The sequence below is a fragment of the Streptomyces sp. NPDC107654 genome, from assembly GCF_055639035.1.
This window is the reverse complement of record NZ_JBVKBI010000001.1, coordinates 78,687-97,990: the sequence shown is the minus strand read 5'-3', so window position 1 is coordinate 97,990 and position 19,304 is coordinate 78,687. Positions and strand designations below refer to the sequence as shown.

15 protein-coding genes are annotated in these 19,304 nt (G+C 73.2%); 7 read left to right on the top strand and 8 right to left on the bottom strand.

The features are described from left to right. Positions 1-8 precede the first annotated feature (8 nt). Entirely contained in the window at positions 9-1,127 is a 1,119-nt protein-coding gene (locus tag ACZ7N4_RS00415) for an ADP-ribosylglycohydrolase family protein (RefSeq protein WP_471352060.1), read from the bottom strand. Then, positions 1,124-2,515 carry an ADP-ribosylglycohydrolase family protein gene (locus tag ACZ7N4_RS00410; RefSeq protein ID WP_471352058.1) on the bottom strand — a complete coding sequence of 464 codons (1,392 nt, stop codon included), beginning with the start codon at positions 2,513-2,515 and terminating at the stop codon, positions 1,124-1,126. Before ACZ7N4_RS00410 ends, ACZ7N4_RS00415 begins: the two co-directional genes overlap by 4 nt. Positions 2,516-2,776: 261 nt before the next feature. On the opposite strand from ACZ7N4_RS00410, the gene ACZ7N4_RS00405 reads away from it, so the two are divergent. The 4 genes from ACZ7N4_RS00405 to ACZ7N4_RS00390 all read left to right on the top strand — a co-directional run bounded on the left by ACZ7N4_RS00405 (position 2,777) and on the right by ACZ7N4_RS00390 (position 11,110). Further along, complete coding sequence (locus ACZ7N4_RS00405; RefSeq protein ID WP_471352055.1) at positions 2,777-3,508, top strand: VIT1/CCC1 transporter family protein; 732 nt, start codon at positions 2,777-2,779, stop codon at positions 3,506-3,508. A 539-nt stretch (positions 3,509-4,047) separates the two neighbouring features. After that, the gene (gltB, locus tag ACZ7N4_RS00400) at positions 4,048-8,589 is read left to right on the top strand and encodes a glutamate synthase large subunit (protein WP_471352052.1); all 4,542 of its coding nucleotides are present in this window, start codon (positions 4,048-4,050) and stop codon (positions 8,587-8,589) included. Continuing rightward, positions 8,582-10,045 (top strand): glutamate synthase subunit beta, encoded by a 1,464-nt coding sequence (locus ACZ7N4_RS00395; protein WP_471352050.1) that lies wholly within the window; start codon positions 8,582-8,584, stop codon positions 10,043-10,045. The genes gltB and ACZ7N4_RS00395 overlap by 8 nt, the downstream gene beginning before the upstream one ends. 246 nt (positions 10,046-10,291) lie before the next feature. Next, on the top strand, positions 10,292-11,110 hold the full coding sequence (locus tag ACZ7N4_RS00390; RefSeq protein ID WP_471352048.1) for a VWA domain-containing protein: 819 nt from the start codon (positions 10,292-10,294) through the stop codon (positions 11,108-11,110). Here ACZ7N4_RS00390 and ACZ7N4_RS00385 read toward each other — a convergent pair. Both ACZ7N4_RS00385 and ACZ7N4_RS00380 read right to left on the bottom strand, forming a co-directional pair. After that, positions 11,040-12,047, bottom strand: a complete 1,008-nt coding sequence (locus tag ACZ7N4_RS00385) for an acyl-CoA dehydrogenase family protein (protein WP_471352046.1) — start codon at positions 12,045-12,047, stop codon at positions 11,040-11,042. The genes ACZ7N4_RS00390 and ACZ7N4_RS00385 overlap by 71 nt on opposite strands. Further along, the gene (locus ACZ7N4_RS00380; RefSeq protein WP_471352044.1) at positions 12,047-13,186 is read right to left on the bottom strand and encodes an acyl-CoA dehydrogenase family protein; all 1,140 of its coding nucleotides are present in this window, start codon (positions 13,184-13,186) and stop codon (positions 12,047-12,049) included. The genes ACZ7N4_RS00385 and ACZ7N4_RS00380 overlap by 1 nt, the downstream gene beginning before the upstream one ends. Positions 13,187-13,238: 52 nt before the next feature. Here ACZ7N4_RS00380 and ACZ7N4_RS00375 point away from each other — a divergent pair, with 52 nt between their 5' ends. The 3 genes from ACZ7N4_RS00375 to ACZ7N4_RS00365 are packed head-to-tail and all read left to right on the top strand — an operon-like array spanning position 13,239 to position 15,844. Then, positions 13,239-14,024, top strand: coding sequence for an SDR family oxidoreductase (locus ACZ7N4_RS00375; protein ID WP_471352042.1), 786 nt, complete (start codon positions 13,239-13,241; stop codon positions 14,022-14,024). A 26-nt stretch (positions 14,025-14,050) separates the two neighbouring features. Further along, positions 14,051-14,662, top strand: a complete 612-nt coding sequence (locus ACZ7N4_RS00370) for a TetR/AcrR family transcriptional regulator (protein ID WP_471352040.1) — start codon at positions 14,051-14,053, stop codon at positions 14,660-14,662. A 24-nt stretch (positions 14,663-14,686) separates the two neighbouring features. Next, complete coding sequence (locus ACZ7N4_RS00365) at positions 14,687-15,844, top strand: acetyl-CoA C-acetyltransferase (protein ID WP_471352038.1); 1,158 nt, start codon at positions 14,687-14,689, stop codon at positions 15,842-15,844. A gap of 33 nt (positions 15,845-15,877) precedes the next feature. Here the strand turns inward: ACZ7N4_RS00365 and ACZ7N4_RS00360 are convergent, their stop codons facing one another. From ACZ7N4_RS00360 to ACZ7N4_RS00345, 4 genes are read right to left on the bottom strand one after another with little or no spacing between them, the layout of a single operon-like run. Beyond that, positions 15,878-16,936 (bottom strand): NAD(P)H-dependent flavin oxidoreductase, encoded by a 1,059-nt coding sequence (locus ACZ7N4_RS00360; protein WP_471352036.1) that lies wholly within the window; start codon positions 16,934-16,936, stop codon positions 15,878-15,880. Further along, positions 16,936-17,676 (bottom strand): CoA-transferase subunit beta, encoded by a 741-nt coding sequence (locus ACZ7N4_RS00355; RefSeq protein ID WP_471352033.1) that lies wholly within the window; start codon positions 17,674-17,676, stop codon positions 16,936-16,938. The genes ACZ7N4_RS00360 and ACZ7N4_RS00355 overlap by 1 nt, the downstream gene beginning before the upstream one ends. Continuing rightward, positions 17,673-18,524 (bottom strand): CoA transferase subunit A, encoded by an 852-nt coding sequence (locus ACZ7N4_RS00350; RefSeq protein ID WP_471352030.1) that lies wholly within the window; start codon positions 18,522-18,524, stop codon positions 17,673-17,675. The genes ACZ7N4_RS00355 and ACZ7N4_RS00350 overlap by 4 nt, the downstream gene beginning before the upstream one ends. Further along, positions 18,525-19,277, bottom strand: coding sequence for an enoyl-CoA hydratase family protein (locus ACZ7N4_RS00345; protein WP_471352026.1), 753 nt, complete (start codon positions 19,275-19,277; stop codon positions 18,525-18,527). Between the last annotated feature and the right edge of the window lie 27 nt (positions 19,278-19,304).

The window sequence follows — 19,304 nt, the reverse complement described above, 5'->3', positions numbered from 1 at the left end:
GCCCCGAATCATCCTCCTGGGCGGGCCGGTTGTGCGGCTTCCAGGAATCCGGCGAGTTCCACCAGGTCGGTGCCGGTGAGGCGGGGCAGGGTGCAGCCGGACAGGATGCGGCAGGCGTCCCGCCAGGTCTCCGGGACGGCCGCGCCGCCGCCGAGGGCACCGGTGAGGGCACCCGCCAGGGCGGGGGCGGAGTCGGCGACCCGGGACAGGCAGGCGGCGGCCGGTACCGCCTCGGCGATGCGGCCCCGGGCGGCGGTGGCCAGGGCGAGCGCGACGGGGACGGTCTCGGCGGCGGCGATGCCGTAGCTGTAGACGTGGTCGACGATCTGGTGTTCCAGGAGGGGTACGAGGGCGAAGGCGGACGCGCCGTCCTCGGCCAGGGCGAGGGCGTGACGGGTGTTGCGGCCGATCTCCGTGTCGGCGGGCAGCTCGGCGAGGGCGGCGGTCACGCAGGTGTCGGTGTCCGCGTCGGCGAGGGCGAGGGAGAGGGCCGCCGCCATGGCGCGGGCGCCGTGCACGCCGTCCCCGTCCTGGGTGTAGCGGGCGTCGAACTCGGCGAGGGCGGCGGCCTGGCGCGGGTCACCGGGGTGGGCCACGGCGAGGACGCAGGCGCGGACGCAGGCGGCGTCGTCGAAGTAGTGCGGGTTGTCGTGGCCGGTGGCGGGCGGGCGCAGGCCGGCGGCGAGGTTGCCGAGGCCGGCGCGCACGGAGATGCGGGCGCGCAGGGGGAGTACGGCGGACTCGATCTCCGGGGCGCGGTCCGCGGCGGCGGCGACCTCGGAGGCGGCGGCGGTCCAGGTGAGGTCGATGGCGGCGCGCATGCGGCGGGCCCGGCTGAGATCGCCGAGGACGTCGTCGTCGCCGGCCCTGAGGACCGCCTCCGCGGCGAACGCCGCCCACTCGGCGTCGTCGGAGGGACCGAGGCGGAGGGGTTCGGGGGGTTGGTTGAGGGCGATCGGGACCGGGAGGGTGGTGGTGGCGTTCTGCTCGGCGAAGGTGTCCAGCTCCCGGGTGAGGCGGCGGGTCCACTCGGGCATCCGGACGGCGCGGTGGCGTGCCGCGGGCCAGCCGGCGGCGTCTCCCGCGGCGAGGCCGAGCAGGAGCCCCTCGATACGGCGCGCGCTCATCCCCGCCCCTCACCGTCGCCCTGCCCCGCGTTACCGGCCCCCACCAGCGGGGTCCGCTCCCTGGGCTCCCGGCCTTCCACCGGGGGCTCGGCGGGCCGGGGGGCGCAGGCGGGGGGCGGGGGGAGTTCGGGGGGTTGGGCGGCGGCGGGGAGGGGCGGGGGGACTTCCGCGGGCTGGGTGGCCGGGAGGGGCGGGAGGGGTTCGGTCGGTTGGGCGAGGGCGGGGAGGGGCGGGACGGGTTCGGTCGGTTGGGCGAGGGTGGGGAGGGGCGGGACGGGTTCGGTCGGCCGGGTGGTGGCCGGGAAGGGCGGCTGGTGCCCGGTCGGCCGGGTGGTGGCCGGCAGGGGCGGGAGGGGTCCGGTCACCGTCATCGTCTCCGCGGTCTGCCTCTCCGCCGCCTCCACCAGCAGTTCCGCCACCTCCAGCACGTGGTGCCCGGCCATCGACGGCAGGCACCGGCCCCGGGCCGGGCCGATGGCGGAGGCCCAGGGAGCGGGGATCGCGGCGAGGCCGAGGGTCGCGCCGGAGAGGGCGCCTGCCACCGCCGCCGTGGTGTCCGCGTCGCGCCCCATGTTGACGGCCGTCAGGACCGCCTCCCGGAAGTCGCCGTCGGCCGCCGCGTACGCGCCGAACGCGAGGGCGACCGCTTCGGGGGCGAGGTCGGTCCACGGGTAGCCGCCGATGACGACGGCGGAGCGGACCGCGCGTTCGCCGCGGTGGGCCACCGCCACCGCACGCCGCAGGGAGCGGGCCGTCCAGGAGTCGTCCGGGACGACCGCGAGGGCGGCGGCGATCACCACCGGGACCGTGGCACCGGTCATCGCCGCCGCCACCCCCGCCGCGACGGCCTGGCCGCCGTAGATGCCCTCGCCCTCGTGGCTGACCGAGCCGTCCACGGCCACCAGCCGGGCCGCCTCGGCGGGGCGCCCGGCAGCGAAGACGCCGAAGGGTGTCGCCCGCATGGCGAGGCCGTCGCTCCAGGCGTGCCGGTGCTGGGCCGAGATGGGGGCGGCGAGGCCGCGGCGGAGGTTCTCCAGCGTGCCGCGCTCGCTGAATCCCGCGCCGCGGAAAGGACCCTCGGCCCGGTCGGCGATCCACTCGTGCCAGGCCGCCTCCGCGTCCGCCGGGGTGAGTGCCGAGCCGTGCCGGGCCAGCAGCAGTCCGGAGAAGATCGCGTACTCGGTGTCGTCCGTGCCCTGGGGGCGCTCGGCGACGTACCCGGTGATCCGGCCCCAGCGGGCGCGGATCTCGGAGGGCTTGAGGTTCTCCGCCGGAGCCCCGAGCGCGTCCCCGACGGCCAGGCCGAGCAGCGCACCGCGGGCCCGTTCACGGAGTCCGACGGCTCCCTCGGGCGCCGGGACCGGGGGAGTGCAGGCGACAGATGCCATGGACGGCCTCCTTCCGCGGGCCGCGGGGACCCTTTGCGGATGTGTCCCACGGCAGCGGGCAGGGTGAGCGCAAGGGCCTCTTCTGTCACCCGCTCGGCAAGTGAGCAATCTCTCGCACAGGTGAGCGCCTTTGGGGAAAAGCGCAGGTTAGCACAGCCTTTCCTTGCTGGTACGGAGGGAAGGAAAGGCGTAGATTCAGTGTTGTCGAAAAGTAGAACTCATCCAAAGTTAGCTTTGGCTAAGCTTCCCTGGGGGGCCCGCATGGCCATCATCGAAACCGAGGCCGCGCTGCACGAGGCGCACCGCGACAACCACACCCACCGGGATGTGAACGGAGGCTGGCTGCGCCCCGCCGTCTTCGGCGCGATGGACGGCCTGGTCTCCAACCTCGCCCTGATGACGGGCGTGGCCGGCGGATCCGTGGCCCAGCAGACCATCGTCCTCACCGGCCTCGCGGGCCTCGCCGCGGGCGCCTTCTCCATGGCGGCCGGCGAGTACACCTCCGTCGCCTCCCAGCGGGAACTGGTCGAGGCGGAACTCGACGTCGAGCGCCGCGAGCTGCGCCGGCACCCGCAGGACGAGGAGGACGAGCTGGCCGCGCTGTACGTGGCGCGCGGGGTCGAGCCGGAGCTGGCCCGCCAGGTCGCGCGGCAGCTGTCCAAGGATCCCGAGCAGGCTCTGGAGATCCACGCCCGTGAGGAGCTGGGCATCGACCCCGGTGATCTGCCCTCGCCGCTGGTCGCGGCCGTGTCGTCCTTCGGCGCGTTCGCCCTCGGCGCCCTGCTGCCCGTCCTGCCGTACCTGCTCGGCGCCGGCGCGTTGTGGCCCGCCGTGCTGCTCGCCCTGGTCGGACTCTTCGCCTGCGGTGCCGTCGTGGCCAAGGTGACCGCGCGGACCTGGTGGTTCAGCGGTCTGCGGCAGCTGGCGCTCGGCGGCGCGGCGGCCGGTGTGACGTACGCCCTGGGCACGTTGTTCGGAACGGCCGTAGGATAGCGCGACCGGTACCTATGCGATGGGCCGCATAAGTACCCGTTACTCGCTGGTTTCGAATCCTAGGCCACCGGGCATGAGCCGTAAGCGCTGCGGGCAATGACGCCTGCCGCGCCCCCGCGGGGTGGGCGACGAGGCCCCCCCGGACCCCCTCCGGGCCGCCGGACGACGATCCGACCGATCCTGTCCGTAACGGCCGCCCCGCACACCGTCGGCCGCCACCGCGCGGCCCCCGCCGTCACACGGCAGCTGCCGCCACCGCACGGCACGCGCCGCGTTCACGCGGCACCTCCGCCGCGACCGCGGCGTCCGCATGTTGGAACGGTGTATCCGGTTCCCGAGAACCGCTCCATCATGTAACCTGCACGAAATTTTGATCTCCTAGCAGATCTCACGCAGAGGGCCAACGTCGTCCCTCGGCACCTGCCACATGCCACATGACGACGACGGGAGAGCCGATGCGTACGCCGCGCCAGCCGTCCCAGCATTCCGAGAACGGCCAGAACCGGTCGTTCATGGATGCTCGCCCTGCTGCGCAGGGTATGTACGACCCCCGCAACGAACACGACGCCTGCGGCGTCGGTTTCGTCGCCACTCTCACCGGCGAGGCGTCCCACACCCTGGTCGAGCAGGCCCTCACCGTCCTGCGCAACCTGGAGCACCGTGGCGCCACCGGCTCCGAGCCCGACTCGGGCGACGGCGCGGGCATCCTCTCCCAGGTGCCCGATGCCTTCCTCCGCGAAGTGGCCGGATTCGACCTTCCCGTGGCCGGTGCCTACGCGGTAGGCATCGCGTTCCTGCCGGAGGAGGGCACCGAGGACGCCGTCTCACGTATCGAGACGATCGCCGCCGAGGAGGGCCTCACGGTCCTCGGCTGGCGCGAGGTCCCGGTCGCCCCCGAACTGCTGGGCGCCACCGCCCGCTCCACCATGCCTGTCTTCCGGCAGATCTTCGTGGCCGGAGGCCCCTCCGGGACGGAGTCCGGGGACGGCGCCGACGAGGGCATCGCGCTGGACCGCAGGGCCTTCGTGCTGCGCAAGCGCGCCGAGCGCGAGGCCGGGGTCTACTTCCCGTCCCTGTCCGCCCGGACGATCGTCTACAAGGGCATGCTGACCACCGGCCAGCTGGAGCCCTTCTTCCCGGACCTGTCCGACCGCCGCTTCGCCTCCGCGATCGCGCTCGTGCACTCCCGGTTCTCCACGAACACCTTCCCGTCGTGGCCGCTCGCGCACCCGTACCGCTTCGTCGCGCACAACGGTGAGATCAACACCGTCAAGGGCAACCGCAACTGGATGGTCGCCCGTGAGTCGCAGCTGGTCTCCGACCTGTTCGGCACCTCCGACAAGGGGCTGGAGCGCATCTTCCCGGTCTGCACGCCGGACGCCTCCGACTCCGCCTCCTTCGACGAGGTCCTGGAGCTGCTGCACCTGGGCGGCCGTTCGCTGCCGCACTCCGTGCTGATGATGATCCCGGAGGCGTGGGAGAACCACGCCTCCATGGACCCGGCCCGGCGCGCCTTCTACCAGTTCCACTCCACGATGATGGAGCCCTGGGACGGCCCCGCCTGCGTCACCTTCACCGACGGCACCCAGGTCGGCGCCGTGCTCGACCGCAACGGTCTGCGCCCCGGCCGCTACTGGGTCACCGACGACGGCCTCGTCGTCCTCGGCTCCGAGGTCGGCGTCCTCGACATCGACCCGGCCAGGGTCGTCCGCAAGGGCCGCCTGCAGCCCGGCAGGATGTTCCTCGTCGACACCGCCGAGCACCGCATCATCGAGGACGACGAGATCAAGGCGTCCCTCGCCGCCGAGAAGCCGTACGCCGAGTGGCTGGAGGCCGGCGAGATCGAGCTGGGCGACCTGCCCGAGCGCGAGCACATCGTCCACACCCACGCCTCGGTCACCCGCCGTCAGCAGACCTTCGGGTACACCGAGGAGGAGCTGCGCGTCATCCTCGCCCCGATGGCCCGCACCGCCGCCGAGCCGATCGGCTCCATGGGCACCGACTCGCCGATCGCGGCCCTGTCCGAGCGCCCGCGGCTGCTCTTCGACTACTTCACCCAGCTGTTCGCGCAGGTCACCAACCCGCCGCTGGACGCGATCCGCGAGGAGCTGGTCACCTCCCTGCGCTCCTCCCTGGGCCCGCAGGGCAACCTGCTCGACCCGACCGCGGCCTCCTGCCGGTCCGTCGTACTGCCCTTCCCGGTCATCGACAACGACGAGCTGGCCAAGCTCATCCACATCAACGCCGACGGCGACATGCCCGGCTTCAAGGCCGCGACCCTCTCCGGCCTGTACCGGGTCTCCGGCGGCGGCGACGCCCTCGCCGCGCGGATCGAGGAGATCTGCGCCGAGGCCGACGCGGCCATCGAGAACGGCGCCCGCCTGATCGTCCTGTCGGACCGCCACTCCGACGCCGAGCACGCGCCGATCCCGTCGCTGCTGCTCACCGCGGCCGTCCACCACCACCTCATCCGCACCAAGCAGCGCACCCACGTGGGCCTGCTGGTCGAGGCCGGCGACGTCCGCGAGGTCCACCACGTCGCCCTGCTCATCGGCTACGGCGCCGCCGCCGTCAACCCGTACCTGGCGATGGAGTCGGTGGAGGACCTGCTGCGCGCGGGCACCTTCCTCGACGGCCTGGAGCCCGAGCAGGCCATCAAGAACCTGATCTACGCCCTCGGCAAGGGCGTGCTGAAGGTCATGTCCAAGATGGGCATCTCCACCGTCGCCTCCTACCGCGGCGCCCAGGTCTTCGAGGCCGTCGGCCTGGACGAGGCCTTCGTGGAGAAGTACTTCAACGGCACCGCCACCAAGATCGGCGGCGTCGGCATCGACGTCATCGCCCGGGAGGTCGCCGCCCGCCACGCCAAGGCCTACCCGGCCTCCGGTATCGCTCCCGCGCACCGCGCGCTGGAGATCGGCGGCGAGTACCAGTGGCGCCGCGAGGGCGAGCCGCACCTGTTCGACCCGGAGACGGTCTTCCGCCTCCAGCACTCCACGCGCACCGGCCGGTACGACATCTTCAAGAAGTACACGTCCCGCGTGAACGAGCAGTCCGAGCGCCTGATGACGCTGCGCGGCCTGTTCGGCTTCAAGTCCGACCGCGGCCCGATCCCCGTCGACGAGGTCGAGCCGGTCTCCGAGATCGTCAAGCGCTTCTCCACGGGCGCGATGTCGTACGGCTCCATCTCCAAGGAGGCGCACGAGACCCTCGCCATCGCCATGAACCAGCTGGGCGCCAAGTCCAACACCGGCGAGGGCGGCGAGGACCCGGAGCGCCTGTACGACCCGGCGCGGCGCAGCGCGATCAAGCAGGTCGCCTCCGGCCGGTTCGGCGTGACCTCCGAGTACCTGGTCAACGCGGACGACATCCAGATCAAGATGGCCCAGGGCGCCAAGCCCGGCGAGGGCGGCCAGCTGCCCGGTCACAAGGTCTACCCGTGGGTCGCCAAGACCCGTCACTCGACGCCGGGCGTGGGCCTGATCTCCCCGCCGCCGCACCACGACATCTACTCCATCGAGGACCTGGCCCAGCTGATCCACGACCTGAAGAACGCGAACCCGCAGGCGCGGGTCCACGTGAAGCTGGTCTCCGAGGTCGGCGTCGGAACGGTCGCCGCGGGTGTCTCCAAGGCGCACGCGGACGTCGTCCTGATCTCCGGTCACGACGGTGGTACGGGCGCCTCCCCGCTCACCTCGCTGAAGCACGCGGGCGGCCCCTGGGAGCTGGGCCTCGCCGAGACCCAGCAGACCCTGCTGCTCAACGGCCTGCGCGACCGCATCGTCGTCCAGACCGACGGCCAGCTGAAGACCGGCCGTGACGTGGTCATCGCCGCGCTGCTCGGCGCCGAGGAGTTCGGTTTCGCGACCGCCCCGCTCGTCGTCTCCGGCTGTGTGATGATGCGCGTCTGCCACCTGGACACCTGCCCGGTCGGCATCGCCACCCAGAACCCGGCCCTGCGCGACCGCTTCGCCGGCAAGGCCGAGCACGTGGTGAACTTCTTCCGGTTCATCGCCGAGGAGGTCCGCGAGCTGCTGGCCGAGCTGGGCTTCCGCTCCATCGAGGAGGCCGTCGGCCACGCCGAGGTGCTGGACGTCGAGCGCGCCGTCGACCACTGGAAGGCGCAGGGCCTGGACCTGGAGCCGCTGTTCCACGTGCCGGACCTGCCCGAGGGCGCCGTCCGTCACCAGATCGCCGCCCAGGACCACGGCCTGGAGAAGGCCCTGGACAACGAGCTGATCAAGCTCGCCGCCGACGCCCTGGCCGCGGGCGACGCGACCGAGGCCCAGCCGGTGCGCGCCCAGGTCGCCATCCGCAACATCAACCGCACGGTCGGCACCATGCTCGGCCACGAGGTGACGAAGAAGTTCGGTGGCGCGGGCCTGCCCGACGACACCATCGACATCACCTTCACCGGCTCCGCGGGCCAGTCCTTCGGCGCGTTCCTGCCGCGCGGTGTCACGCTGCGCCTGGAGGGCGACGCCAACGACTACGTCGGCAAGGGCCTCTCCGGCGGCCGGATCGTCGTCCGCCCGGACCGGGCCGCCGACCACCTCGCCGAGTACTCGACCATCGCGGGCAACACCATCGCCTACGGCGCCACCGGCGGCGAGCTGTTCCTGCGCGGCCGCACCGGTGAGCGGTTCTGCGTCCGCAACTCCGGGGCGCTGGTCGTCTCCGAGGGCGTGGGCGACCACGGCTGCGAGTACATGACCGGCGGTCACGCGGTCGTCCTCGGCCCGACCGGCCGCAACTTCGCGGCGGGTATGTCCGGCGGTGTCGCCTACGTAGTCGACCTCGACCGCGACAACGTCAACGCCGGCAACGCCGGGTCCGTCGAGGCGCTGGACGAGACCGACAAGCAGTGGCTGCACGACGTGGTGCGCCGCCACGCCGAGGAGACCGGCTCGACGGTCGCCGAGAAGCTGCTCGCCGACTGGGACACGGCCGTGGAGCGGTTCAGCAAGATCATCCCCAGCACGTACAAGGCAGTGCTCGCCGCCAAGGACGCCGCCGAGCGAGCCGGTCTCTCCGAGACCGAGATCACCGAGAAGATGATGGAGGCGGCGATCAATGGCTGACCCGAAGGGCTTCCTGAACCACGGCCGTGAGGTCGCCCAGACCCGCCCCGTCGCCGAGCGGGTCAAGGACTGGAACGAGGTCTACGTCCCCGGCTCCCTGCTGCCGATCATCAGCAAGCAGGCCAGCCGCTGCATGGACTGCGGCATCCCGTTCTGCCACAACGGCTGTCCGCTGGGGAACCTGATCCCCGAGTGGAACGACTACGCCTACCGCGAGGACTGGTCGGCCGCGCAGGAGCGGCTGCACGCGACCAACAACTTCCCCGAGTTCACCGGTCGCCTCTGCCCGGCCCCCTGCGAGTCGGCGTGCGTGCTGGGCATCAACCAGCCGCCGGTCACCATCAAGAACGTCGAGGTCTCGATCATCGACAAGGCGTGGGAGACCGGGGACGTCGCCCCGCAGATCCCCGAGCGCCTCTCCGGCAAGACGGTCGCGGTCATCGGTTCGGGCCCCGCGGGCCTCGCCGCCGCCCAGCAGCTGACCCGGGCCGGCCACACGGTCGCCGTCTACGAGCGCGCGGACCGTATCGGAGGCCTCCTCCGGTACGGCATCCCCGAGTTCAAGATGGAGAAGCGGCACATCAACCGCCGTATCGAGCAGATGCGCGCGGAGGGCACCCGCTTCCGCACCGGCGTGGAGATCGGCCGCGACATCAACGCCCGCGACCTGAAGAAGCGGTACGACGCGATCGTCATCGCCGCCGGCGCCACGACCGCACGTGACCTGCCGGTGCCCGGCCGCGAGCTGAAGGGCATCCACCAGGCGATGGAGTACCTGCCCCTGGCCAACAAGGTGCAGGAGGGCGACTACGTCACGGCTCCCCTCTCGGCCGAGGGCAAGCACGTCGTCGTGATCGGCGGCGGTGACACCGGCGCGGACTGCGTGGGCACCGCCCACCGCCAGGGTGCCGCCTCCGTCACCCAGCTGGAGATCATGCCCCGCCCGGGCGACGAGCGGCACCCGACCAACCAGCCCTGGCCGACCTTCCCGATGCTCTACAAGGTCACCAGCGCCCACGAGGAGGGCGGCGACCGCGTCTACTCGGTCTCCACCACCCACTTCGAGGGCGACGAGGACGGCAACGTCCAGTGGCTGCACCTCACCGAGGTCGAGTTCGTGGACGGCAAGCTGACCCCCAAGCCGGGCACCGAGCGCAAGATCCCGGCCCAGCTGGTCACCCTCGCCATGGGCTTCACCGGCACCGACCGGGAGAACGGCCTGGTCGAGCAGTTTGGTCTGGACCTCGACGAACGCGGTAACATCGCCCGCGACGCCGACTTCCAGACCAACGTGCCGGGTGTGTTCGTCGCCGGCGACGCCGGCCGCGGGCAGTCCCTCATCGTGTGGGCGATCGCGGAGGGCCGCTCGGCCGCCCGCGGAGTCGACCGCTTCCTGACCGGAGCCAGCGACCTGCCGGCCCCGATCCGCCCGACGGACCGCGCGCTGATGGTCTGACGGCCCCGGGGAAACCCCCAAGAGACGTCCCGTACAAAGGCGTACGGAACACAGACGGCGCCTGCCCACCAGTCCCCGACCGGACTCCCGGGCAGGCGCCGCCGCATGTCCTGGACCCCCGGGAGCACTCGTGGGCCGCCGGTGCCAGTTGCAGAGGTCATGCGGGGAACGACGGGCCGGCGAGCCCGGGGCCGCGGTGCCGTAGCCTCGGCCCTCCTGCCCGGTGACCGCCCCGAAGGAGTCCGCATGGCCGCGATCAGCCTGACCAAGGTGGAGGAGACCGCGCCCGGGCTGGCCGGCGCCTACCGGTCGGCGGGGGTGTCCCTGCGCAAGCACGGCCTGGACGGACTGCGGGCCGCCGTCTACCTCGTGGTCGACTACTCGGGCTCCATGAAGCCCTACTACCGGGACGGCAGCGTGCAGGCGCTCGCCGACCGGGTGCTGGGCCTGTCCGCGCACCTGGACGACGACGGCCGGGTGCCCGTGGTGTTCTTCTCCACGGACGTCGACGCGGTCACCGACATCACCCTCGACGGACACGAGGGCCGCATCGAGCGGATCGCGGCCGGGCTCGGGCACATGGGCAGGACCAGCTACCACCTGGCGATGGACGCGGTCATCGACCACTACCTGGACAGCGGTGCCACCGCACCCGCCCTGGTCGTCTTCCAGACCGACGGCGGCCCGATCAACAGGCTCGCCGCCGAGCGCCATCTCTGCAAGGCCGCGCCGCTTCCGCTGTTCTGGCAGTTCGTCGGCTTCGGCGACCCGGGCAGCCGGCAGTTCGAGTTCCTGCGCACACTGGACGAGCTGGCGGTCCCCGGCAAGCGCCTCCTGGACAACGCCGGCTTCTTCCACGCCGGCCGCGACCCGCGCCGGGTCTCCGACGCCGAGCTGTACGACCGGCTCGTCGGAGAGTTCCCGAAGTGGCTCGCGTCCGCACGGGCGGCGGGCGTCGTACGGCCGGAACGAGCCGACGGTCCGGCACCGTCTCCTACCGCATCCCCGCCTCCCAGAGCCCGTCCGGGTCCCGGAGTCCCTCCGGCTCCAGGAGTCCGTCCGTGAGCACCACGTCCCGGCACTCCTGGGGCGTCCCCCACGCCGAGCGCAGGGCCCGGGCCTTGGTGAGCCACAGCGACAGGTCGTACTCCGCCGTGTAGCCGATCGCACCGTGCAGGTGCAGGGCCGTACGGGCCGTGCGGTACGCCGCCTCGCACGCCGTGAGCTTGGCGGCGGCCACCTCCGCCGGGCGCAGGGACGCCGCCGCGCCGAACAGCAGGGGGCGGGCGAACTCCAGGGCCGTCCTGGCGTCGGCCAGCCGGTGTTTGACGGCCTGGAAGGAGCCGATCGGCACCCCGAACTGGGTGCGCCGCCGCACATGGGTGACGGTCCGGTCGAGCAGGGCGAGGCCGACGCCGAGCGCCTGCGCGGCGGTGGCCAGCCGGATCCAGGTGAGCGCCCGGTCGTACGGTTCCCCGCGGGCGAGGAGTTCACCGGCGGGGGCGAGCCGGGTCAGCCGGCGGGCGGGGTCCAGGGAACGGCGCACCGGGCCGGGGGCCGCCGTGGACAGGTAGAGACCGTCGGGGGCGGGAGACAGGCGCAGCGAGGACGCGTCGCCGTCGAGGGCGTACCCGCCGGGCGCCGCCACCGTCGCCGCTTCCTTGCCGGCCGCGAGCCCGGGCAGGAAGCGCGCCGCCAGCGCGGGACCGTCGAGGAGTACGGCCGCCCCGACCGTCTCCGCGAGCGGACCGGGCACGGCGTGCCGGCCCAGTTCCACGAAGGCCACCGCCAGCTCCACCGGGTGCGGCCCCGCCCCGCCGTACTCCTCCGGTACCGCGAGGCCGAACACCCCCGCCTCGGCGATCCGCGACCACAGCGCGCGCCCGCGCGCGTGGTCGCCGCGGCTCCAGGCGCGGATCACCGCGGGGGTGTCCGCGGCGGTGAGCATCGCCCGCAGCGCGTCGGCGAAGGCGCGCTGGCCCGGGTCGAGGAGGAAGCGCATCAGCGGCGTCCCTTCGGCAGGCCGAGCAGCCGCTCGGCGACGATGTCCCGCTGGATCTCGTTCGTGCCCGCGTAGATGGGTCCGGCCAGGGAGAAGACGTACCCCTCCGCCCAGGCGCCGTCCGCGAGTTCGCCCTCATGCCCCAGCAGGTCCAGGGCCGTCTCGTGCAGCGCGAGGTCCAGCTCGGACCAGAACACCTTGTTCATGCTGGACTCCGGGCCGAGCCGGGCGCCGTCCAGGACCCGGGAGGCGGCGGCGTACGTGAACAACTGGTAGGCGCGGGCCGCGACCAGGGCGTCGGCCACCCGGTCCCGGGCGTGCCCGGGCGACCCCTGGGCCCGCCACAGCCGCCACAGCCGGGCGGCGGAGGCGAGGAAGCGGCCCGGCGAGCGCAGGGTGAGCCCGCGCTCGTCGGCCGTCGTGGACATCGCGATCCGCCAGCCCTGGCCCGGCTCGCCGATCACGTCCTCGTCCGGGACGAACACGTCGTCCAGGGACAGCTCCGCGAAGGCCGGCCTGCCGTCGAGCCGGCCGATCGGGCGGACGGTGACGCCGGGGGCCCGCAGGTCGAACATCAGGTAGGTGAGCCCCTGATGCGGCCTCTCGGTCTCCGGGTCGCTGCGGAACAGGCCGAAGGCCCGGTCGGCGAACGCGGCGCGCGAGGACCAGGTCTTCAGCCCGCGCAACAGCCAGCCGCCGTCCGTGCGCACCGCCCGGGAGGTCAGCGCGGCGAGGTCCGAGCCCGCCCCCGGCTCGGACCAGGCCTGCGCCCAGACCGCCTCACCGCCGGCCATCGGCGGCAGCACGCGCGCGCGTTGCTCCTCCGTGCCGTACGCGAAGAGCGTCGGCGCGAGCAGGCCGATGCCGTTCTGGCCGACGCGGCCCGGCGCGCCCGCCGCCCAGTACTCCTCCTCGAACACCAGCCAGCGCAGCAGACCGGAGTCCCGCCCGCCGTACCGCTCCGGCCACGACACCACCGACCAGCGGTCCGCGGCCAGTTCGGCCTCCCACGCGCGGTGCGCCGCGAAACCCTCCTCCGTCTCCAGGGACGGCAGCGGCGTGCGCGGGACGTGCGCGTCGAGCCAGGCCCGGGCCTGGATGCGGAACTCCTCGTCGGCCGGGGAGTGGGTCAGATCCACGGTGACGTCACCGCCCTTCCCTAACAAGTGTTTGGTAGGTTAGCGTGCCCCCATGAAAGGCGTCGAGAGCCCCGTCCCCGTTCCCGGACACGGGCTGCTGCGCGGCCGTACCGCCGTCGTCACCGCCGCGGCCGGCACCGGTATCGGCGGTGCCACCGCCCGCCGCTTCCTGGAGGAGGGCGCACGCGTGCTGATCAGCGACGCCCACCCGCGCCGGCTGAAGGAGCACGAGGCCGAACTGGGCCGGGAGTTCCCCGGCGCGGTCGCCGCGGTGCCGTGCGACGTCACCGACGAGGACCAGGTGCGCACCCTGTTCGAGGCCGCCCTGGCCGCGCACGGACGGCTGGACGTCGTCGTCAACAACGCCGGACTCGGCGGCACGGCGGAGCTGGCCGACATGACCGACGAGCAGTGGTCCCGCGTGCTGGACGTCACCCTGACCGGCACCTTCCGCTGCACCCGGGCCGCCCTGCGCGCCATGCGCCGGACCGGCGGCGGGGTGATCGTCAACAACGCCTCCGTCGCCGGCTGGCGCGCCCAGGCCGGGCAGGCCCACTACGCCGCCGCCAAGGCCGGCGTGATGGCGCTGACCCGGTGCGCGGCGATCGAGGCCGCCGCCTACGGCGTGCGCGTCAACGCCGTCGCCCCCAGCCTCGCCATGCACCCGCACCTGGCGAAGGTCACCTCCGCCGAACTGCTCGCCGAACTGACGGAACGGGAGGCCTACGGGCGGTACGCGGAGCCGTGGGAGGTGGCCAACGTCATCGTCTTCCTCGCCTCCGGCTACTCCTCCTACATGACCGGCGAGGTCGTCGCCGTCAGCAGCCAGCACCCCTGAGCGGCGGAGCAGATCACAATGGGTGCGTGCCGACCAAGAAGAAGCCCCAGGTGACCGCGGCAGCGGCCCGGCGCGGAGAACTCCTGAGCACCGCCGCCGAGGTCTTCGCCGAGCACGGCTACAACGCCACCACCGTCCGCAGGATCGCCGACCACGCCGGGATGCTCGCGGGCAGCCTCTACTATCACTTCGACTCCAAGGAGTCGATGCTGGAGGAGATCCTCCGGACCTTCCTCGACGAGCTGTGGGACGGCTACGACACCGTCCTCGCCTCCGGACTCGGGCCCCGGGAAACGCTTCAGGCGCTGGTCACCGAGTCCTTCCGGGAGATCGACCGGCACCGTGCGGCCGTCGCGATCTACCAGAAGGAGAGCAAGCAGCTCGTCGCCCAGGACCGCTTCGCCTTCCTCGCCGAGTCCCAGCGCCGGTTCGAGAAGGCGTGGCTCAGCACGCTGGAACGCGGTGTCGCCGAACAGGTCTTCCGCGCCGACCTGGACGTCCGGCTCACCTACCGGTTCGTCCGCGACACCGTGTGGGTCGCCGCCTCCTGGTACCGGCCCGGCGGCAAGCACAGCCCCGAGGAGATCGCCCGCCAGTACCTGTCGATGGTGCTGGACGGGATCGCCGTACGCGCATAGCCCTTTCCACCCGAGGGAGTTGCCATGGCCGAGGCCTACATCGTCGAAGCGGTCCGCACACCGGTCGGCCGGCGCGGAGGAGGACTCGGCGCGGTCCACCCGGCCGACCTGGGCGCGCGGGTGCTGAGCGCGCTGGTGGAGCGCTCCGGGATCGACCCGGTCGCCGTGGACGACGTGGTCTTCGGCTGCCTCGACACGGTCGGACCGCAGGCCGGGGACATCGCGCGCACCTGCTGGCTGGCCGCGGGCCTCCCCGAGGAGGTACCCGGCGTCACCGTCGACCGGCAGTGCGGCTCCTCCCAGCAGGCCGTGCACTTCGCCGCGCAGGCCGTGCTCTCCGGCACCCAGGACCTGGTGGTCGCGGGCGGCGTGCAGAACATGTCCCAGGTCCCCATCGCCTTCGCCTCCCGGCAGGCCGCCGTCCCCCTCGGCCTGACCGAGGGACCCTTCCTCGGCAGCACCGGCTGGCGCGCCCGGTACGGCGACCGGCCCGTCAACCAGTTCGCCGGCGCCGAGATGATCGCCGCCCAGTGGGGCATCTCCCGCGAGGAACAGGAGGAGTTCGCCCTGCGTTCGCACCGGCGCGCGATCTGGGCGATCGACACCGGCCGCTTCTCCCGCGAGACCGTCCCCTACGACGGGACCACCGTGGACGAGGGGCCGCGCCGGGACACCTCCCCCGAGAAGATGGCCGCGCTCAAGCCCGTCCTGGAGGGCGGCACCGTCACCGCGGCCTGCTCCTCCCAGGTCTCCGACGGAGCCGCGGCCCTGCTGCTCGCCTCCGAGCGGGCGGTACGCGACCACGGACTGCGCCCGCGCGCCCGCGTCCACCACCTCTCCGCGCGCGGCGAGGACCCCATCCGCATGCTCACCGCGCCCATCCCGGCCACCGCGCACGCCTTGAAGAAGACCGGCCTGACCCTCGACGCCATCGACCTCGTGGAGATCAACGAGGCCTTCGCACCGGTCGTCCTCGCCTGGCTGAAGGAGACCGGCGCCGACCCCGCCAAGGTCAACGTCAACGGCGGCGCGATCGCCCTCGGCCACCCGCTCGGCGCGACCGGCGCCCGGCTGATGACGACCCTGCTCCACGAACTGGAGCGCACCGGCGGCCGGTACGGCCTCCAGACCATGTGCGAGGGCGGCGGCCAGGCCAACGTGACGATCATCGAACGGCTGTGACCGGGCGGCACCGGCGCGGCGGTCGCTCGGGGCTCACCGAGCGGTCCCGAGTCCCGTCAGTCCGGTCAGCACCCCCTCCGCCTCCCGCATGATCCGGTCCACCAGCTCCGCGCAGGACGGCAGGTCGTCGATCACTCCGGCGACCTGCCCGGCCGCCATCACCCCCAGGTCCGTACGCCCGTCCACCATCGCCGACCTGAGCAGCACCGGCGTGTTCGCGGCGAGCAGCACCTGACTCCAGGACAGCTCCTTGCCGTGCCGGAGGGCGAGACCGTCGCGGACCAGCTGCCGCCAGGTGAGCCCCGACAGCCGCCGGAAGCCCGCCGCCCGCCGCACCGCGTGCCCGAAGGCCCGTATCCGCCCCGACCGCTCCAGCGCCGCCACCAGGTCGGTGTGCAGCATCCGGTGCGGCAGGCCGTCCACCGCCCGGGTCACCGTGACGTCCCGGACCGTCGCCGCCAGATACCGGGCCTTCACCGCGTCCGGCACCGTCGAGTCGGACGTGAGCAGGAACCGCGTGCCCATCGCCACCCCGGCCGCCCCGTACGCCAGCGCCGCCACCAGGCCCCGCCCGTCGAAGAAGCCGCCCGCCGCCACCACCGGTATCCGCACCGCGTCCACCACCTGCGGCAGCAGCACGCTCGTCGCCACCTCGCCGGTGTGGCCGCCGCCCTCACCGCCCTGCACCAGCACCGCGTCCGCGCCCCAGGCCGCCACCTTCTCGGCGTGCCGCCGGGCCCCGACGGACGGGATCACCACCACCCCGGCCGCCTTCAGCTCGGCGATCAGCCCGGCGGACGGGGCCAGCGCGAAGGAGGCCACCCGGACCCCCTCCTCCAGCAGGATCCGCACCCGGTCCGGTGCGTCGCCCGCGTCGGCCCGGAGGTTCACCCCGAACGGCGCGTCCGTACGGGACCGCACCTCCCGTATCGCGTCGCGCAGCCGGTCGAGCGTCATCGTCGCGGAGGCCAGCACGCCGAGGGCGCCGGCGTTCGCCGCCGCCGAGACCAGGCGCGGCCCGGCCACCCAGCCCATCCCGGTCTGCACGATCGGATGACGGACCCCGACCAGCCGGGTGAGCGCGGTCTCCATCAGCTCCCCGCCCCCTCCGGCACCTCGCGCGTGCGCGCCCCCTGCGGGTCCAGCACCTCACGGACCAGCCGCAGCTCGGCCGCCTCCGGCTCCCGGGTGCACGGCACCTCGTCCGGCACGGCCAGCGGGAACCCCGTCGCCTCCCGCACCTCCGCCACGCTCACTCCCGGGTGCACCGACGCCAGCCGCATGGTGCGGTCGGGCGTGGCGAAGTCGAGCACGGCGAGGTCGGTGACGACCCGCGCGATGTGGTGGTAGCGGGCCGCGCCGCCCAGCTCCGCCGCCCGGTCGTACCCCACGCCGCACACCAGGTCCACCCGCTCCACGAACACCCGCCGGGAGTGTCTCGGAACCCAGTAACTCGTGGGGTTGTTCAGTGTGTTGAGGGGGGCTCCGCGCACCCCGAGCAGCTGTCTGCGGGGGCGCGTCCAGTCGCCGACGCAGGAGATGTTCTGGTTGCCGTACCGGTCGAGCTGGCTCGCGCCCATCATCACGTGCCGCCGGCCGCCCGCCACCAGCTCCAGGTGCTGCCGGTAGGGCAGCCAGCCCTCCGGGGTGCCGTCCGGGCGCACCAGCAGGGCCTCGCCGTCGGTCAGCAGCAGGTCCGGCGCGAAGGTGAGCCGGGCCAGCCGCGCGCCCAGCGACGGAATCAGGCCCATCGGGCTCGCCAGCACCTCACCGGCGCCCCGCCAGGCCTCCGCGCAGGCGATCACGCAGTACTCCGCGCGGGTCGCCCTCATCGCTCCCGCTCCTTCCGCCACTCCCGGACCGCCGACCGGTAGGCGGCCTCGTCGGCGCCGAGGAACGTCGCGGCGAACTCGGTCCAGGGCGTGGTCGCGTACCGCCGCTGGAACTCCTCGTCCCGGCCGTACTCCGGCGCACAGGAGGTGAAGTGCGCGCCGCCCGGCGCCTCCACCACCCCGGTCACCGCGAGCCGTTTCAGCAGCAGCGACTGCGGGGCCGCCTCCTTGCTCAGCTCCGCCGTGTCCACGATCCGCTCGCAGGAGACGTAGGCCGCGTCCGCCGCCTCGCAGAACAGGTCGTCGAAGTACGGATCCGGGCCCAGATACCGGCCGTTGCCCAGCCGGTCGGCGCGGTTGACGTGCACCAGGGCCGCGTCCAGCCGCAGCGCGGGCATGGCCACGAGCGTCTCCCCGTCCGCGTACGGCGAGGTCACCGTCCTCAGCCGCGGATCGACCCGCATGACGTCCGAGCCGATCCCCGCCCGCACCGGCAGGAAGGGCAGCCGCTGTGCCGCCGCCCGCAGCCCGCACTGGAACATCCCCTCGTCCACCTCCGTCAGTTCAAAGCCGCCGCCCTCGCGCGCCGCCCGGTAGTGCGGTTCCAGCGGGATGGAGTCGAGGGTGACGAACGCGGTGACCAGCCGGCGGATCCGGCCGGCGGCGGCCAGCATGCCGACGTCCGGGCCGCCGTACGAGACGACCGTCAGATCACCGATGCCGGACCGCAGCAGCGCCCGGACCAGCGCCATCGGCTTGCGGCGCGAACCCCAGCCGCCGATGCCGAGGGTCATCCCGCTCGCCAGCCGGGACACCACCTCCTCGGCGGTCATCGTCTTGTCGGCCATCTACACCCCCTCCGTCGAGGACCCGCCGAACGTGTCGCGGACCCGGTCGGCCAGTCCGCTCAGGTTCGCCTCGAAGGTGAAGCCCTGCTCGAAGCGGTAGCTGCGGCGCACATCGACCGGATCGATGCCGTTGAGGGCGGACTTGGCCATGCGCAGCAGCCGTCCGTCCTTGGCGGCGATCTGCCGGGCCAGTTCCAGAGCCGCCCCCGGCAGCTCCGCGCGCGGCACCACCGCCCAGACCGAGCCGTGCCCGTGCAGCTCGGCGGCGCTCGCCGTGCGCCCGGTGTAGTACAGCGCGCGCATCAGGTGCTGCGGGACCAGCCGGGCCAGATGGGTCGCCGCGCCCAGTGCGCCCCGGTCCAGCTCGGGCAGCCCGAAGGTCGCGTCCTCGCTCGCCACCACCGCGTCCGCGTTGCCCACCAGCCCGATCCCTCCGCCCAGGCAGAAGCCGTGCACCGCGGCGACCACCGGGGTCTCGCACTCGTAGACCGCGGCGAAGGCCTCCGCGCAGCCCTGGTTGGCGCCGATCAGGGCTTCGTGTCCGGCCGCCTGTATCTCCTTGATGTCCACGCCCGCGTTGAACCCCCGGCCCTCGGCGGCAAGGACCACGCACCGGATCCCGGAGTCCTGGCCGGCCGTGCGCACGGCCTCCGCCAGCGCGAACCAGCCGCGCACCGGCACCGCGTTGACCGGCGGATAGTCGACGGTGACCACGGAAATCCCCTTTTCCGGGGACGAACAGGAGACACCCATGGGCGCATCAGCTACCTTTCCACCAAA

Excerpts from the sequence above, each read along its gene's own strand:
- ACZ7N4_RS00415 (WP_471352060.1), bottom strand. The coding sequence starts at position 1,127 with ATGAGCGCGCGCCGTATCGAGGGGCTCCTGCTCGGCCTCGCCGCGGGA.
- ACZ7N4_RS00410 (WP_471352058.1), bottom strand. The coding sequence starts at position 2,515 with ATGGCATCTGTCGCCTGCACTCCCCCGGTCCCGGCGCCCGAGGGAGCC.
- ACZ7N4_RS00405 (WP_471352055.1), top strand. The coding sequence starts at position 2,777 with ATGGCCATCATCGAAACCGAGGCCGCGCTGCACGAGGCGCACCGCGAC.
- gltB (WP_471352052.1), top strand. The coding sequence starts at position 4,048 with ATGTACGACCCCCGCAACGAACACGACGCCTGCGGCGTCGGTTTCGTC.
- ACZ7N4_RS00395 (WP_471352050.1), top strand. The coding sequence starts at position 8,582 with ATGGCTGACCCGAAGGGCTTCCTGAACCACGGCCGTGAGGTCGCCCAG.
- ACZ7N4_RS00390 (WP_471352048.1), top strand. The coding sequence starts at position 10,292 with ATGGCCGCGATCAGCCTGACCAAGGTGGAGGAGACCGCGCCCGGGCTG.
- ACZ7N4_RS00385 (WP_471352046.1), bottom strand. The coding sequence starts at position 12,047 with ATGCGCTTCCTCCTCGACCCGGGCCAGCGCGCCTTCGCCGACGCGCTG.
- ACZ7N4_RS00375 (WP_471352042.1), top strand. The coding sequence starts at position 13,239 with ATGAAAGGCGTCGAGAGCCCCGTCCCCGTTCCCGGACACGGGCTGCTG.
- ACZ7N4_RS00365 (WP_471352038.1), top strand. The coding sequence starts at position 14,687 with ATGGCCGAGGCCTACATCGTCGAAGCGGTCCGCACACCGGTCGGCCGG.
- ACZ7N4_RS00360 (WP_471352036.1), bottom strand. The coding sequence starts at position 16,936 with ATGGAGACCGCGCTCACCCGGCTGGTCGGGGTCCGTCATCCGATCGTG.
- ACZ7N4_RS00355 (WP_471352033.1), bottom strand. The coding sequence starts at position 17,676 with ATGAGGGCGACCCGCGCGGAGTACTGCGTGATCGCCTGCGCGGAGGCC.
- ACZ7N4_RS00350 (WP_471352030.1), bottom strand. The coding sequence starts at position 18,524 with ATGGCCGACAAGACGATGACCGCCGAGGAGGTGGTGTCCCGGCTGGCG.
- ACZ7N4_RS00345 (WP_471352026.1), bottom strand. The coding sequence starts at position 19,277 with ATGGGTGTCTCCTGTTCGTCCCCGGAAAAGGGGATTTCCGTGGTCACC.